12 protein-coding genes and 1 riboswitch are annotated in these 14,908 nt (G+C 67.2%); of the genes, 5 read left to right on the forward strand and 7 right to left on the reverse strand.

Going from position 1 to position 14,908, the window contains the following annotated elements; translation table 11 throughout:
- Positions 1–254 precede the first annotated feature (254 nt).
- The 7 genes from AC3DET_RS06180 to ilvD form a co-directional block, all read right to left on the reverse strand.
- Positions 255–947 carry an ion channel gene (locus AC3DET_RS06180; protein ID WP_337730725.1) on the reverse strand — a complete coding sequence of 231 codons (693 nt, stop codon included), beginning with the start codon at positions 945–947 and terminating at the stop codon, positions 255–257.
- Between the two features lie 10 nt (positions 948–957).
- The gene (locus AC3DET_RS06185; RefSeq protein ID WP_337730726.1) at positions 958–1,125 is read right to left on the reverse strand and encodes a hypothetical protein; all 168 of its coding nucleotides are present in this window, start codon (positions 1,123–1,125) and stop codon (positions 958–960) included.
- Complete coding sequence (locus tag AC3DET_RS06190) at positions 1,122–1,721, reverse strand: DUF4136 domain-containing protein (RefSeq protein ID WP_337730727.1); 600 nt, start codon at positions 1,719–1,721, stop codon at positions 1,122–1,124. Before AC3DET_RS06190 ends, AC3DET_RS06185 begins: the two co-directional genes overlap by 4 nt.
- Before the next feature lie 93 nt (positions 1,722–1,814).
- Positions 1,815–3,701, reverse strand: a complete 1,887-nt coding sequence (gene thiC, locus AC3DET_RS06195; RefSeq protein ID WP_337730728.1) for a phosphomethylpyrimidine synthase ThiC — start codon at positions 3,699–3,701, stop codon at positions 1,815–1,817.
- A gap of 147 nt (positions 3,702–3,848) precedes the next feature.
- A riboswitch (TPP riboswitch) is annotated at positions 3,849–3,949 on the reverse strand.
- 31 nt (positions 3,950–3,980) lie between these two features.
- On the reverse strand, positions 3,981–5,819 hold the full coding sequence (locus AC3DET_RS06200; protein ID WP_488391037.1) for a methyl-accepting chemotaxis protein: 1,839 nt from the start codon (positions 5,817–5,819) through the stop codon (positions 3,981–3,983).
- 95 nt (positions 5,820–5,914) lie between these two features.
- A complete protein-coding gene (locus tag AC3DET_RS06205; RefSeq protein ID WP_488391038.1) occupies positions 5,915–6,763 on the reverse strand; it encodes a phosphate/phosphite/phosphonate ABC transporter substrate-binding protein in 849 nt (282 codons plus the stop codon).
- A 7-nt stretch (positions 6,764–6,770) separates the two neighbouring features.
- Positions 6,771–8,612 carry a dihydroxy-acid dehydratase gene (ilvD, locus tag AC3DET_RS06210; RefSeq protein WP_488391175.1) on the reverse strand — a complete coding sequence of 614 codons (1,842 nt, stop codon included), beginning with the start codon at positions 8,610–8,612 and terminating at the stop codon, positions 6,771–6,773.
- Positions 8,613–8,978: 366 nt separating this feature from the next.
- Between ilvD and ilvC the strand changes: the two genes are divergently transcribed.
- The 5 genes from ilvC to AC3DET_RS06235 all read left to right on the forward strand — a co-directional run bounded on the left by ilvC (position 8,979) and on the right by AC3DET_RS06235 (position 14,746).
- A complete protein-coding gene (gene ilvC, locus AC3DET_RS06215; RefSeq protein WP_192200072.1) occupies positions 8,979–9,986 on the forward strand; it encodes a ketol-acid reductoisomerase in 1,008 nt (335 codons plus the stop codon).
- On the forward strand, positions 9,983–11,731 hold the full coding sequence (gene ilvG / locus AC3DET_RS06220; RefSeq protein ID WP_488391039.1) for an acetolactate synthase 2 catalytic subunit: 1,749 nt from the start codon (positions 9,983–9,985) through the stop codon (positions 11,729–11,731). Before ilvC ends, ilvG begins: the two co-directional genes overlap by 4 nt.
- A complete protein-coding gene (locus tag AC3DET_RS06225) occupies positions 11,715–11,987 on the forward strand; it encodes an ACT domain-containing protein (RefSeq protein ID WP_056879290.1) in 273 nt (90 codons plus the stop codon). The genes ilvG and AC3DET_RS06225 overlap by 17 nt, the downstream gene beginning before the upstream one ends.
- A gap of 72 nt (positions 11,988–12,059) precedes the next feature.
- Positions 12,060–13,196 (forward strand): threonine dehydratase, encoded by a 1,137-nt coding sequence (locus tag AC3DET_RS06230; RefSeq protein WP_488391176.1) that lies wholly within the window; start codon positions 12,060–12,062, stop codon positions 13,194–13,196.
- Positions 13,193–14,746, forward strand: coding sequence for a 2-isopropylmalate synthase (locus tag AC3DET_RS06235; RefSeq protein WP_446537886.1), 1,554 nt, complete (start codon positions 13,193–13,195; stop codon positions 14,744–14,746). The genes AC3DET_RS06230 and AC3DET_RS06235 overlap by 4 nt, the downstream gene beginning before the upstream one ends.
- Positions 14,747–14,908: the final 162 nt, after the last annotated feature.

The following is a 14,908-nucleotide window of genomic DNA, read 5'->3' on the forward strand; positions in this document are numbered from 1 at the left end:
GGCGGATGCTGCGCCGGCGCCCTTGTCCCGTCATGTGCCTGAATACCTGTCACCGGCCGGATCGTTCAATCCGGCAGATTCGGCAAAGTGCAGGAACAGCATGGGGAAAGCGCACCGTCGCGGTGCATTTTACAGTGACCGCCGTGTTCCCCCTGAACGGGAACATCACAGGCAACCTCTCTCTCTCGCCGACGTCCTATTACAACCTGCTCCAGTATTCGCGCCCCCGGGCGCGAATTTTTTGCCTGAAACGCTCAGCCTTCCTTGCGCACCGGGTGCTTGAGGATCGTCAGGCCGATCAGCCGCGATACCACCACGGCGATGTACATCACGCCCGCGAACTGCTCCAGCATCACCAGCGCGCGGGCCTGGGGCTGGATGGGGACGACATCGCTCAGGCCTACGCCCGACAGCAGGCTGAAACTCAGGAACAGCAGCTCCATCCAGCTGCGCGGCGACTGCGGATCCACCGCAGCGGTGAAGCTGCCCGGATACCACTGCTGGCAGACCGAGAACGAAAAGGCGAAGGCCCATGCGAGCAGCGTGAACGTCGCGCCCGCGGCGAACAGTTCGTCGCTGGTGACCGAGTGGTCCTGCAGCATGTAGGCGATCAGGCTGCCCGCCGTGTAGAAGTACAGTCCGCTCTCCAGCAGGTGGGCGTAGATGCCCAGCGCAGGCTGGTCGAAGATGGCCGACGACACCGACAGCAGCACGGCGGGCACCGCGAGCGACCATGCAATCCAGTTCACCGCCGCGCTGCGGTTGACCACCCACAGCGCAAGCGCGAGCACAAGGATGCCGAACGCGCCGAACAGGGCCCGGCCTGCCTGGGTGTCTTCCATCACCGGATACAGCAGGATGCCCGCCAGTTGGACGATCAGCAGGAAGGCGCAGGGATGCCGTCGCGCCGTCACCAGCCAGCGCAACCAGAGCAAGGGCTTCGTCACGCGGCGAAACTCATTTGAAGTGGTACACCAAGGCGTAATACACCACGTAGATCCACGACAGCACGCCATGGATCACGGCCCACAACAGCGATTTGTTGGCGCTCCACGAGATGGTGATGGCCAGCGCGGTGCCGAAACCTATGCCCGCCTTCGCGAGGCCCGCACCCTCCCCCTTCACGGCAACACCGCTGGCGTGCCGCTGCCCGCGCGGTAGGGATAGCGCAGGAAGATGTCGGCCACGGCGGCATCGATCTTCGCGGCCCGCTCTTCCGGCGTGGCACGGCCCACGCGGCCGACCGCCACGCCCGTCCACACCAGCCGGTTCTGCGCCGCGTCCACCAGATCCACGTTCATCGTGCCCTCGGTGTACTGGTAGACCTCGGTGCGGTCGCGCCAATAGGGCACCGATACATAACGACGGGCGCGGTAGCTGTAGTAGTAGTCGTAGTCGACTTCCGGCATCGACACGACATCGGTCTTTTCCTGCATGTAGGCATTGAGGTTCACCCGCAGGTCGGGCGAAGTCTCATCGTAGACATAGCCGCGCGCTTCCATCTGCGCCCGCGCCGCATTCTTGATACGCCCGCTGGTCAGGGTCGCGTAGCCTTGCGCCTCGATCGCCAGCGGCGAATAGAAGGCGAAGCTGCGGTACTGCGCGAAGTTCGCGGACGGGTCCACGTCGCTGGTGACGCGTGGGCCGGTGGCGCAGGCCGCAAGCAGCAGGACGCACGCTGCCATCATCCAGCGGCCGGCATTACGGGCGAAACGGGCCATGATCGTTCTCCTGTCGGGACGCCGCCAGGATGGCGGACGCCCGGTGAACATTACGCATGAGTACGCCGGATGGATGCCTGGCACCCGGACCGGTCAGCCCTGACGATACACCTGCGCGCCCTGCGCCAGGAACTCCGCCGACTTCTCCGCCATGCCGGCCTCCAGCGCCGCCCGCTCCTCCACTCCGTGTTCGGCCGCGTAGTCGCGCACGTCCTGGGTGATCTTCATGGAACAGAAGTGCGGGCCGCACATGCTGCAGAAGTGCGCCAGCTTGTGCGCATCCTTGGGCAGGGTCTCATCGTGGAATTCCTTCGCCTTCTCTGGATCCAGACCGAGGTGGAACTGGTCCTCCCAGCGGAACTCGAATCTTGCCTTGCTCAGTGCGTTGTCGCGCACCTGCGCACCGGGATGGCCCTTCGCCAGATCCGCGGCATGGGCAGCGATCTTGTACGCCATGATGCCGTCGCGCACGTCCTGCCGGTTCGGCAGGCCCAGATGCTCCTTCGGCGTGACGTAGCAGAGCATCGCCGTGCCGAACCAGCCGATCATCGCCGCGCCGATGGCGGAGGTGATGTGGTCGTAGCCGGGTGCGATATCCGTGGTCAGCGGGCCGAGCGTGTAGAATGGCGCTTCGCCGCACTCGCGCAGCTGCTTGTCCATGTTCTCCTTGATCAGCTGCATGGGCACGTGGCCCGGGCCTTCGATCATGCATTGCACGTCGTGCTTCCACGCGATCTTGGTCAGCTCGCCGAGGGCTTCAAGTTCACCGAACTGCGCGGCGTCGTTGGCGTCGGCGATGCAGCCCGGACGCAGCCCATCGCCCAGCGAGAAGGCCACGTCGTAGGCCTTCATGATTTCGCAGATGTCCTCGAAGTGCGTGTAGAGGAAGTTTTCCTTGTGGTGTGCCAGACACCACTTGGCCATGATCGAGCCGCCACGCGAGACGATGCCGGTCACGCGCTTCGCCGTCAGCGGCACATGGCGCAGTAGCACGCCGGCATGGATGGTGAAGTAGTCCACGCCCTGCTCGGCCTGTTCGATCAACGTGTCGCGGAAGATCTCCCACGTCAGCGCTTCGGCACGGCCATCGACCTTCTCCAGCGCCTGGTAGATCGGCACGGTGCCGATCGGCACCGGCGAATTGCGGATGATCCACTCGCGCGTCTCGTGGATGTGCTTGCCGGTGGACAGGTCCATCACCGTGTCGCCGCCCCAGCGGATCGACCAGACCAGCTTCTCCACTTCCTCGGCGATACCGGAGGACACCGCGCTGTTGCCGATGTTGGCGTTGATCTTGGTCAGGAAGTTGCGGCCGATGATCATCGGCTCGCTTTCGGGGTGGTTGATGTTGTTGGGCAGGATGGCGCGGCCGCGGGCGATCTCGTCGCGCACGAACTCCGGGGTGATGAACGTCTGGATGCTGGCCCCGAAGGATTCGCCGGGATGCTGCTTCAGCAGCATCGCATCGCGCACCGCATCCAGCCGCTGGTTCTCGCGGATGGCGACGTATTCCATCTCCGGCGTGATGATGCCGCGCCTGGCGTAATGCATCTGGCTGACGTTGGCGCCCGCCTTCGCGCGGCGCGGCAGGATGCGGCCGGGGAAACGCACGCTGTCGAGCTTGGCATTGGTTTCGCGCGAACGGCCGAATTCCGAGCTGAGCGCCGGCAGCTGTTCCGTGTCCCCGCGTTCCTCGATCCACTTGGCACGCAGCGCGGGCAGGCCGGCAGCCAGGTCGATGGTCGCCGCCGGATCGGTATACGGGCCCGACGTGTCGTACACGGTGACCGGTGCGTTCTCCTCGCCACCGAACAGCGTCGGCGTCTGCGTCAGCGTGATCTCGCGCATCGGCACCTGCAGGTCGGCCCGCGAACCCTGCACGAAGATCTTGCGCGAACCGGGAATGGGCCGGGTCACGGATTCGGAAAGTTGCCCGGTCTGCTGCAGCAGATCGGCGGCGGGCTTGGGAATGGCATTCATCGGCATCGTCCTTTTGAATCCCCGCACATGGATGTGCGGGCTCTTGCGAGGGATTCGCATAATGGGATGCGAGGGGTCGCATCACGGACGAAGCGGCGGCGCGGCGACGGACGGATTGCGGGCCCGCGAGGGGCGACACAGCAACACGGCGCAGCCTGCGAAGCTTCCCTACGCCGGTCTCAACCGGATCAGGTTCGAAGGGTCTGTCTCAATCACCGGCCAGGCCGGCGATACCCCCGCTTCGGCGCGAATTAGACCACATCGGCCGGGCGGCCGTGTTCAGCCCAGCGTGTAGCCGATGCGGAAGCCTCCCCAGTGCCGGCCGTGAACGTGGATCGGCACCGATAGATCGAACATGATCTGTCCGGTGTCGCGGCGATACACCTGCAACCGGTACGGATCGGTATGCGCGCCGACACTGCGGCCGACGCGATCGGTGAACAGGCGCTTGGTCCGGTTGCCCACCAGGTCCTTCTCGCGGTCGCCGGTGAGGGGCTGGCTGAAACGCAGGTTGTGGGTAGGCACGTAGCCGTCGGGGTTGGCGCTGATGGCGAACACGATCCATGGATGCCGGCTGGCGAGGGGCTCCTGGAGCGGCGGCAGCAGCTCATCGCACAGGGTGTCGAAGGCCGTGGTGAACTTGGCCGGCTCGATGCCGGGTATCGGTATGTAGTCGCGCGCGAACAGGTCGTCTTCCCCCAACCGTCCGGTGGACAGCGCGTGCTCGAACGCCGCTCCGATCCGCGCCGCGCCCGCGCAGGCGAGGTCGTGCACGCGTGCGTGCCGTCGCACGCGCAGCGGATCGGGTGGCAGCCGGAACAGACCCACGCAGTCGTGCAGCGTGTCCGTACCCTGCGCCAGCGCCGCGCCCCGCGCCGCGACCTGGCCGGCATGCTCCAGGTTGCTGCGGCTCAGGTCGACCACCTGTTCCACGGCACGGTCGATCGCAGCGATTTCGTCGCCCTGGGCGGCCACCCGGCCGCCTGCGGACTCCATCGCCCGGCTCGCACGGCCCAGCAGATCGCCGATGCTGCCCAGTACCTGCTCGGTGGCCTGCGCGGAGAGCGCGCTTTCCGCCAACGCCTGGCCGCTCTCTTCCAGCATGGTGCGCACGTCGCGCGCGGCGGCGGAAGCCTGTCCGGCGAGTCGCCGTATTTCGCTGGCGACCACGCCGAAGCCGCGCCCGGCTTCGCCCGCGCGCGCGGCTTCGATACCGGCGTTGATCGACAGGATGTTGGTCTGGAACGCGACCGCGTCGATCACCGCGATGACATCGCCCGCTCGGGCCGAACGCCGTTCCACTTCACGCATCGCTTCGCCCAGCTCGCGCGCGGCAGATACACCCTCGCGTGCGCTGGCATCGGCCTGTGCCGCGATGCTGACCACTGCCCGCAGTTCCTCGCCGGCACCCTGCAGCCCCTGCAACAGGCGGCGCGTCGCGACCAGCACCTCCTCCAGTGCGGACACCTGGGACTGGGATTGCCGCAGCAGGTCTTCGTTCTCGTGCACGAGGTGCGGCACGTCGCCGGCCACCTGATGCGACAGTGCCACCGCCTGCCGGATGGCTTCGGCCAGGTTGCCGAAACCCGCTGCGATCTGCCGGTACAGGGGATCGGCGGCCTGTCCCTCGGCGGGAACCAGGTCCAGGTCGCAGGCACCGAGCAGCAGGCCGATGCGTTCGAGCAGCGCACGATCCGCCTGCGCTTCACACAGGCGCTGCGCCAGCGGCTGCAAGGCCGGCGATGCCGCCACCGCGGCAGATTCTGCTGCCAGACCCGCCACTTCGCGCAGCAGCGCGGCCGTTTCGGGATGCGGCAGAGAGAGCATCCAGCCATCACCGTCGCGGTCGCGCTGGTACCGGACGCGTCGCGCCGGGTCGCCGCCCGGTGCCTGCCAGACGCCCTCTTCGCCGGTCAATGCGTCCGGTGACAGGCCCCACACATGCGCACCGTCCTGCCCCAGCAGGCGTTCGGCCGACACATCCAGCAGGTCCAGCGCCGCGCGGTTGGCGTCCAGCACGCGCGCATCGGCCGCCAGCCTCAGCAGGCCGACGGGGGCGTCCGGCAAACAATGGCGGGTATCGACGCCGGCTGTTGCCGCGTCCGCTGTGACTGACATGGACACACCTCCCCTGATCATTCCTTCTAGCGGCAGGGGAGGCGCCGAATTGAGGGTGCCGTCCGGCGGCAGGCACGATCCGCGCCGCGCGCCGATCAGTCGATGCGCGTCGCCTGCGACGACAGTCGGGCGATATCGGCAGGCACCAGGCGCTCCGCATCGCCGAATTCCGGCCAGCCTGCGCGAAGGGACGCCATCACGGCCGGATCCCTCAGGTGCGCTTCCAGCAGCCACGCCGTGATCGCCTGGCAGGGCACCCCCGGTGCCGGGCGGCACAGCAGCGGTCCCGGCGGGATGGGATCGGAGCGCCACAGTTCCACGATGGCCTGCTGCTTCGGCGATGCGTCATAGACGTCGGCCGCGAGCGCGGCAACGTCCGCCTCGCCTTCAAGCACGGCCTGCAGGGCCGCCGCATGCGAACCCGCGTAGCGCAAGGATGCGAACGCCGCCTCCGCCTCCAGTCCCAGCGCACGAAGATGGTGTACCGGCACGAATCCGCCGGAGGCCGAATCGCGCCCGACCAGGACCAGCCGCAGACGTGCCGCATCGCGCGCCAGCGCATCGAGTGAGGGCACGCCGCGCGCAACCAGCACCGCGCGGTAACGATCCGCCTGCGCCAGGGGCACTTGCGGCACCGGCAGGGTGGTCACGTGCTGATGCCAGCGGCGCGTCTGCAGATAGGCGTGCAGGCTGGGCACCGCGACATCCACCTGACCGTCGCGCAGGGCTTCGACCAATGCCGTCGGCGACGGGAACAGTCTCACCTGTACCGGATGGCCGCCACGCTTGGCGAGGTAGTCGGCCAAGGGCTGGATCGCCGCGATGCGGTCGCGCTGGGGATACGCATAGGTGGCGACGACCCAGGGTTTCCTCTCCTCGTCATGCGCCATAGCGGGCAGGACGAAGCAGGCGAGCAAGAGGACAAGAAGGCAGCGCAGGACCATCGGTGTATCAGAACGCATCCAGCAGCGTCTTGTCGCGCACCGCACCCTTGTCGGCACTGGTCGCCAGCAAGGCATAGGCCTTCAGCGCGGTGGTTACCTTGCGCGTGCGCGGCAGCGCGGGCTTCCATCCGCGCGCATCCTGCGCCGCGCGCCGCAATGCCAATTCGTCGTCCGCGACGAGCAGCGCGATCAAGCGCTGCGGAATGTCGATGCGGATGCGGTCGCCGTCGCGCACCAGGCCGATGGTGCCGCCGGCCGCTGCTTCCGGCGACGCATGGCCGATCGACAGGCCGGAGGTGCCACCGGAAAAACGGCCGTCGGTCAGCAATGCGCAGTGCTTGCCCAGTCCTTTCGATTTCAGGTAGCTGGTCGGATACAGCATTTCCTGCATGCCCGGCCCGCCCTTCGGGCCTTCGTAGCGGATCACCACCACGTCGCCCGCCTTCACCTCGTCGCCGAGGATGCCGGCCACCGCTGCGTCCTGGCTCTCGTAGACCCGCGCGTTGCCTTCGAAGACATGGATCGATTCATCCACGCCCGCCGTCTTCACCACGCAGCCATCGCGCGCGATGTTGCCGTAGAGCACGGCCAGCCCGCCTTCCTGCGAGAACGCGTGTTCGACGCTGCGGATGCAACCCTCCGCCCGGTCGGTGTCGAGCGAAGGCCAGCGTGTGGCCTGGCTGAAAGCCAACTGGGTGGGAATGCCTGCCGGGCCGGCCTTGTAGAACGTCTGCACCGCATCGTCATCGACGGTGGTGATATCCCACTTCGCGATGGCATCGGCGAGCGTCTTCGCGTGCACGGTCGGGACGTCGGTGTGCAGCAAGCCGCCGCGTGCGAGTTCCCCCAGGATCGCCATGATGCCGCCGGCACGATGCACGTCCTCGATGTGGTACTTCTGCGTGTTCGGCGCCACCTTGCACAACTGCGGCACGCGTCGCGACAGGCGGTCGATGTCGCGCATGTCGAACGGCACCTCCCCTTCCTGTGCCGCAGCCAGCAGGTGCAGGATGGTGTTGGTGGAGCCGCCCATCGCGATGTCCAGCGTCATCGCATTCTCGAACGCTTCGAACGTGGCGATGCCGCGCGGCAAAGCGCTGGGGTCTTCCGCACCGTACCAGCGGTGGCAGAGTTCGACCACCACGCGCCCTGCGCGCAGGAACAACTGTTCGCGGTCCGCATGCGTAGCCACCACCGTGCCATTGCCCGGCAACGACAGGCCCAGCGCCTCGGTCAGGCAGTTCATCGAGTTTGCGGTGAACATGCCGGAGCACGAGCCGCAGGTCGGGCAGGCACTGCGCTCGACCGCGTCCACCTGGGCGTCGGACGCGTTCGGATCGGCCGCCATCACCATCGCATCGACGAGGTCCAGCTTGTGGTCGGCCAGCTTCGTCTTGCCGGCTTCCATCGGCCCACCCGATACGAATACGGTGGGGATGTTGAGCCGCAACGCCGCCATCAGCATGCCCGGCGTGATCTTGTCGCAGTTGGAGATGCACACCAGCGCATCGGCGCAATGCGCGTTGACCATGTACTCGACCGAGTCGGCAATGACTTCGCGGCTGGGCAATGAATACAGCATGCCGTCGTGGCCCATCGCGATGCCGTCGTCGACAGCGATGGTGTCGAACTCCTTCGCCACGCCACCGACCCGCTCGATCTCGCGCGCCACCAGCTGGCCGAGGTCCTTGAGGTGCACGTGGCCCGGGACGAACTGGGTGAACGAATTGGCGACGGCAACGATGGGCTTGTGGAAGTCGGCATCCTTCATGCCGGTGGCGCGCCACAGCGCACGGGCACCGGCCATGTTGCGGCCGTGGGTGGAGGTCTTGGAGCGGTACTCGGGCATGAAAACCAGCAGTGCGGCGATGGCGTGGGAAGCCTTGATTCTGCTGCGTTTCCACGGTTTCAGTTGCAACCATATCGATTGAAATCATCCGATCGTCGCAAAGGCGGGAAAACTGCTTGACACGCTTCGGAGCGGCATGTTTCCCTTGCCGCATGTTGCAACGCCACACGCCCACGACGAACGACCCCACCGCATCCGCTGCGGCGTCCTTCCTCGTACTCGTCCTTATTACCTCGCCCACAAGTGCGGGACGGACCGGCGTGTAAGCAGCAGAAACGCCAGATTCGCAAAACCCCGCACTGAGAAGTGCGGGGTTTTTTGTTTAAGCCCCTTCGATTTCCCATCAACCCTCAGGAAACCTTCGCAATGACCACCGCCAACGCTCTTCCGCATCCCAAGATCGCCGTCGTCGGCTACGGCAGCCAGGGCCGCGCGCACGCGCTGAACCTGCGCGATTCCGGCTTCGACGTCGTCGTCGGCCTGCGCCCGGGCGGCCCGACCGAAGCGAAGGCGGAGGCCGATGGCTTCGTGGTGAAGGCGCCGGCCGACGCGGTGAAGGACGCCGACCTGGTCGCCGTGCTGACCCCGGACATGGTGCAGAAGAAGCTCTACGCCGACGTGCTCGCGCCGAACATGAAGCAAGGCGCCGTGCTGCTGTTCGCGCACGGCCTGAATGTCCACTTCGGCATGATCGAGCCGCGCGCCGACCTGGACGTGGTACTGGTCGCGCCGAAGGGCCCGGGTGCGCTGGTGCGCCGCGAGTACGAGATCGGCCGTGGCGTGCCGTGCATCTACGCCGTCCACCAGGACAAGAGCGGCAAGGCCGAGCAGTTCGCGCTGGCGTATGCCGGTGGCCTGGGCGGCGCGCGCGCCAACATCATCAAGACCACCTTCAAGGAAGAGACCGAGACCGACCTGTTCGGCGAGCAGGCCGTGCTGTGCGGTGGCGCGTCGTCGCTGGTGCAGGCCGGCTTCGAGACGCTGGTGGAAGCCGGCTACCAGCCGGAGATCGCGTACTACGAAGTGCTGCACGAGCTGAAGCTGATCGTCGACCTGTTCTACGAAGGCGGCATCACCCGCATGCTGGAGTTCATCTCCGAGACCGCGCAGTACGGCGACTTCGTCAGCGGCCCGCGCGTCATCGATGCCAGCGTCAAGGCCCGCATGAAGGACGTGCTGACCGATATCCAGAACGGCACCTTCACCCGCAACTGGCAGGCCGAGTACGACGCGGGCCTGCCGAACTACAAGAAGTTCCAGCAGGCGGACAAGGACCACCCGATCGAGAAGGTCGGCAAGGAACTGCGCGCGAAGATGGTGTGGCTGCAGGCCAACGCCTCGCAACCCGATACAGACGAGCAGGCCGCCGCATGAACGCCGCCGCGGCCACTGCCCCACGCAATGGCGCCCGCTGGCTGGCCCACGCCCTGGAAGCCGAGGGCGTGGACACGCTGTTCGGCTATCCAGGCGGCACCATCATGCCGTTCTACGACGCGCTGGTGGATTCCAGGCTGAAGCACATCCTGGTGCGTCACGAACAGGGCGCGGCGCTGGCCGCGAACGGGTATGCCCGTGCCAGCGGCAAGGTCGGCGTGTGCGTGGCCACCTCCGGCCCCGGTGCATCCAACCTGGTCACCGGCATCGCCGATGCGATGCTGGATTCAGTACCAATGGTGTGCCTGACCGGCCAGGTCGCCACCACGCTGATGGGCACCGATGCGTTCCAGGAACTGGACGTGTTCGGACTGACGCTGCCGATCGTGAAGCACAGCTTCATCGCCCGGCGCGTGGACGACCTGCCGGAGATGGTGCGCGAGGCCTTCCGCATCGCGCGCGAAGGGCGTCCGGGTCCGGTCCTGATCGACCTGCCCAAGGACGTGCAGATGTCCGATGCCTCGCACCTGCCCGACCATGTGCCGGCCAGCGTCGATCCACTGCCGGCTCCCGAGGACGCGAAGCTGGCCGAGGCCCTGGCCGCGATCGCCAGCGCTGAAAAGCCGGTCATCTACGGCGGTGGCGGCATCGGCATTGCCGATGCGGCGGACGTATTCCGCCAGTTCGTCGATGCGACGAAGATCCCCACCGTGCTGACCCTGCGCGGCCTGGGCGCCCTGCCCGCCGGCCATCCGCATTATCTGGGCATGCTGGGCATGCACGGCACGCGCGCCGCCAACATGGCGGTGCAGGAGTGCGACCTGCTGATCGTGGTCGGCGCGCGCTTCGACGACCGCGCCACCGGCAAGCTGGCCGAGTTCGCGCCGTTCGCCCGCGTGCTGCACGTTGACGCCGACGCGTACGAGATCGGCAAGCTGCGCACGGCCGACATCGCCGTTCCCGGCGACGTGGCTACCAGCCTGAAGACGCTGACGGCGGCACGCAGCACCTGCGACGAATGGCGCAAGCGCTGCGCGGGCAACCGCGAGCGTTTCGGCTTCCGCTACGACGCGCCGGGCACCGACATCTATGCGCCCGGCCTGTTGAAGCGGCTGAGCGAAGTGGCGCCGGCGGACGCGATCATCGCGTGCGACGTGGGCCAGCATCAGATGTGGGTGGCGCAGCATTGCGGGTTCACCCATCCGCGCAACCACCTGACCAGCGGCGCACTGGGCACAATGGGCTTCGGCCTGCCGGCGGCGATGGGCGCGCAGTTCGCCTGTCCCGACCGCACCGTGATCCTGGTCAACGGCGACGGCGGCTTCATGATGAACGTGCAGGAGCTGGCGACCATCGCCCGCTGCAAGCTGCCGGTGAAGATCGTGCTGATCGACAACAGTGCATTGGGCATGGTGCGGCAATGGCAGGAGCTGTTCTTCGCCGAGCGCTACAGCGAGATCGACCTGTCCGACAACCCGGATTTCGCCGCCCTGGCGCGCGTGTTCGGCATCCCGGCACGCCACATCAGCCTGCGCGACGAAGTCGAGGACGGCCTGGCCGACCTGCTGGCCCAGCCCGGACCCGCGTTGCTGCACGTCACCATCGACATCAAGGCCAACGTCTGGCCGCTGGTGCCGCCGAACCACGCCAACAGCTCGATGCTGGATGCCAATCCCGCCAAACAATCCGCCGAGCCTGCCGTCACGGCCGACGGCCCGGAGAAGAAGAATGCGTTACCGGCTTGAACTCAAGCTCAAACCTGCCGAGGGCGCCTTGCTGCGCGTCCTGGGCATGATCGAGCGCCGTGGTTTTCCGCCCCATGCGGTACACGCCACCCACGACGGCGAAGGCTATTGGGCACTGGCGCTGGTGATCGACAGTACCCGCGCGCCGGAAACCCTGCGCCAGCAGCTGCTGAAGATCTACGATGTCGAGGAACTGTCCTTCAGTGCCGTGCAGGAACTGAGCAGGGACCGTCGCCACCAGGACCGCGCCGCATGAATGCCACGCCCGCCAACGCGGACGTCGTGGTCCGGAGGCGTCTTCTTCGACATCAGCCGTTCGCGTGCCGCGATGCCTGATGCCGGCCGCGCCTCCGCCAGCAACGAACCGGACGTAGGCGACGTCGTCGTCACCGTGGCCGACGTGCTGGCGGCGCAGGCGCGACTGCGGCGGTACCTGCCGCCCACGCCGCTGCATCACGCCGAGCGCTTTGGCGTGATGCTGAAGCTGGAGAACCTGCAGCGCACCGGTTCCTACAAGGTGCGTGGCGCGTTGAATGCGCTGCTGGCCGCGCGCGAACGTGGCGACCACCGCCCGGTGATCGCCGCCTCCGCCGGCAACCATGCGCAAGGCTTGGCGTGGGCCGCGTACCGGCTGGGCGTGCAGGCCATCACGGTGATGCCGCACGGCGCACCGGCGACCAAGATCGCCGGCGTCGCCCACTGGGGCGCCACCGTGCGCCAGCACGGCAACAGCTACGACGAGGCCTTCGCCTTCGCCCGTGACCTGGCCGAGCAGAACGGCTACCGCTTCCTGTCCGCGTTCGACGATCCCGACGTGATCGCGGGCCAGGGCACGGTGGGCATCGAGATCGCACCGTACGCACCGGACGTGGTCATCGTGCCGATCGGGGGCGGCGGGCTGGCCTCCGGCGTCGCGCTCGCGCTGAAGTCGCAGGGCGTCCGCGTGGTCGGTGCCCAGGTCGAAGGCGTGGATTCGATGATCCGCGCCATGAAGGGCGATGTGTCGCCCGTCGATCCCGTCGCGTCGCTGGCCGACGGCGTGCGCGTGAAGGTGCCGGGCTTCATCACCCGCCGCCTGTGCACGCAGCTGCTGGATGACGTGGTCATCGTGCGCGAAGCCGAGCTGCGCGAAACGCTGGTGCGGTTGGCGCTGGAAGAGAACCTGATCGCCGAGGGCGCCGGCGCACTGGCGCTGGCCGCGGGCCGACGCGTAGCGGGCAGGCGCAAGTGCGCTGTCGTGTCCGGCGGCAACATCGACGCCACCGTGCTGGCCCAGTTATTGTCCGACGTGCGCCCACGGCCGCCGCGCAAGCCGCGCCGCCGCACCGTGGAGGGCGAGCCTGCGCTTGCCGAAGGCCGCGCCACCGCGCGCGCGGCCACCCCGAAATCTCCCGCCAAAACCGGCGTGCGCCGCATTCCGGTCGCCGCCCTGGAAACAGAAGTACACGAGGAAACCATCTGGTGAATACGCCAATCACGTCCCCCTCCGCGCAGATCCGCATTTTCGACACCACGCTGCGTGACGGCGAACAGTCGCCCGGGTGCAGCATGACGCCGCAGCAGAAGGTGGTGATGGCCCGCGGCCTCGCCGATCTGGGCGTGGATGCCATCGAAACCGGCTTCCCCGCCAGTTCCCAGTCCGACCGCGAAGCGCATGCGCTGATCGCGCGTGAACTGCGCGAGACCACGCTGGTGGTGCTGTCGCGCTGCCTGCCCGCCGACATCGAAACCTCGCTGCGCACGCTCTCGGCCTCCGCGAAGCCACGCCTGCACCTGTTCCTGTCCACCAGCCCCCTGCATCGCGAACACAAGCTGCGCATGACCCGCGAGCAGGTGCTGGAATCGATCCGCAAGCACGTCAGCCTCGCCCGCGGCCACGTCGACGAGATCGAATTCTCGGCCGAAGACGCCACCCGCACCGAGGAGGATTTCCTGCACGAGGCCATCGCCGCCGCCATCGCCGCCGGCGCCACCACCATCAATCTGCCCGACACGGTGGGCTTCACCACGCCGGAAGAGATCCGCGGCATGTTCGAGCGCGCGATCGCCAACGTACCCGGCGCCGACAGGGTGATCTTCAGTACCCACTGCCACAACGACCTCGGCCTGGCCGTGGCCAACTCGCTGGCCGCCATCGAGGGCGGCGCGCGTCAGGTGGAAGGCTCGATCAACGGCATCGGCGAACGCGCGGGCAACTGTGCGATCGAGGAACTGGTGATGGCGCTGAAGGTGCGCAATGCCTTCTACAACCTGGATACGCGCATCGACACGCGGCGCATCGTGCCCACGTCGCAGCTGCTGTCGCGCCTGGTCGGCATGCCGGTCCAGCGCAACAAGGCCATCGTCGGCGCCAACGCGTTCGCGCACGAATCCGGCATCCACCAGCACGGCATGCTGCGCCATCGCGGTACCTACGAGATCATGCAGCCGCAGGACGTGGGCTGGCCGTCGTCGCAGATGGTGCTGGGCCGCCACAGCGGCCGCGCCGCCGTCGAGCAGCGCCTGCGCGCACTGGGCTACTGGCTGGAGGAAGACGAACTGAAGCTGGTATTCGAACAGTTCAAGGCGCTGTGCGAGAAGCAGCGCGTGGTCGGCGATGCCGACCTGCAGGCGCTGATGCAGGATGCCGCAGTCAGCGACGGCTACCGGTTGGCCTCGATGACGATCAGCGATGTCGGCAGCCGCGCCAACGCGCTGGTCGAACTGTCGGATCCGGATGGCAACCGCGTATCCGAAACCGCGCAGGGCAACGGACCGGTCGATGCGCTGTTCAGCGCGCTGGCCGCCGCCACCGGCGTGCAGCTGCAGTTGGAGAGCTACCAGGTGCACAGCGTCGGCATCGGCGCCGATGCGCGGGGCGAGGCCAGCCTGTCGGTGCGTTGCAATGGCGAAGAGTACGAGGGTACCGGCACCAGCAAGGACATCATCGAAGCCAGCGCGCTGGCCTGGCTGGACGTGGCCAACCGGTTGCTGCGCCAGCGCCGCATCGAGAAGCAGGAAGCAGCGGCCGCCTAGGAACCTCCCACCGTCATTCCGGCGAATGCCGGAATCCAGTGCGCTGTTGGTTCTTGCTCAGCGAGTCGGACAACAGCAACGGCAACATGGATCCCGGCTTCCGCCGGGATGACGACGGGAAACGGGTTGGATCGCCTTGTTCGACACACTATGAAAAGCATG

It is taken from the genome of Pseudoxanthomonas sp. 97-1-1, from assembly GCF_057773125.1.

Excerpts from the sequence above, each read along its gene's own strand:
- ilvD (WP_488391175.1), bottom strand. The coding sequence starts at position 8,612 with ATGCCCGAGTACCGCTCCAAGACCTCCACCCACGGCCGCAACATGGCC.
- thiC (WP_337730728.1), bottom strand. The coding sequence starts at position 3,701 with ATGAATGCCATTCCCAAGCCCGCCGCCGATCTGCTGCAGCAGACCGGG.
- AC3DET_RS06190 (WP_337730727.1), bottom strand. The coding sequence starts at position 1,721 with ATGGCCCGTTTCGCCCGTAATGCCGGCCGCTGGATGATGGCAGCGTGC.
- AC3DET_RS06230 (WP_488391176.1), top strand. The coding sequence starts at position 12,060 with ATGCCTGATGCCGGCCGCGCCTCCGCCAGCAACGAACCGGACGTAGGC.
- AC3DET_RS06205 (WP_488391038.1), bottom strand. The coding sequence starts at position 6,763 with ATGGTCCTGCGCTGCCTTCTTGTCCTCTTGCTCGCCTGCTTCGTCCTG.
- AC3DET_RS06225 (WP_056879290.1), top strand. The coding sequence starts at position 11,715 with ATGCGTTACCGGCTTGAACTCAAGCTCAAACCTGCCGAGGGCGCCTTG.
- ilvG (WP_488391039.1), top strand. The coding sequence starts at position 9,983 with ATGAACGCCGCCGCGGCCACTGCCCCACGCAATGGCGCCCGCTGGCTG.
- ilvC (WP_192200072.1), top strand. The coding sequence starts at position 8,979 with ATGACCACCGCCAACGCTCTTCCGCATCCCAAGATCGCCGTCGTCGGC.
- AC3DET_RS06200 (WP_488391037.1), bottom strand. The coding sequence starts at position 5,819 with ATGTCAGTCACAGCGGACGCGGCAACAGCCGGCGTCGATACCCGCCAT.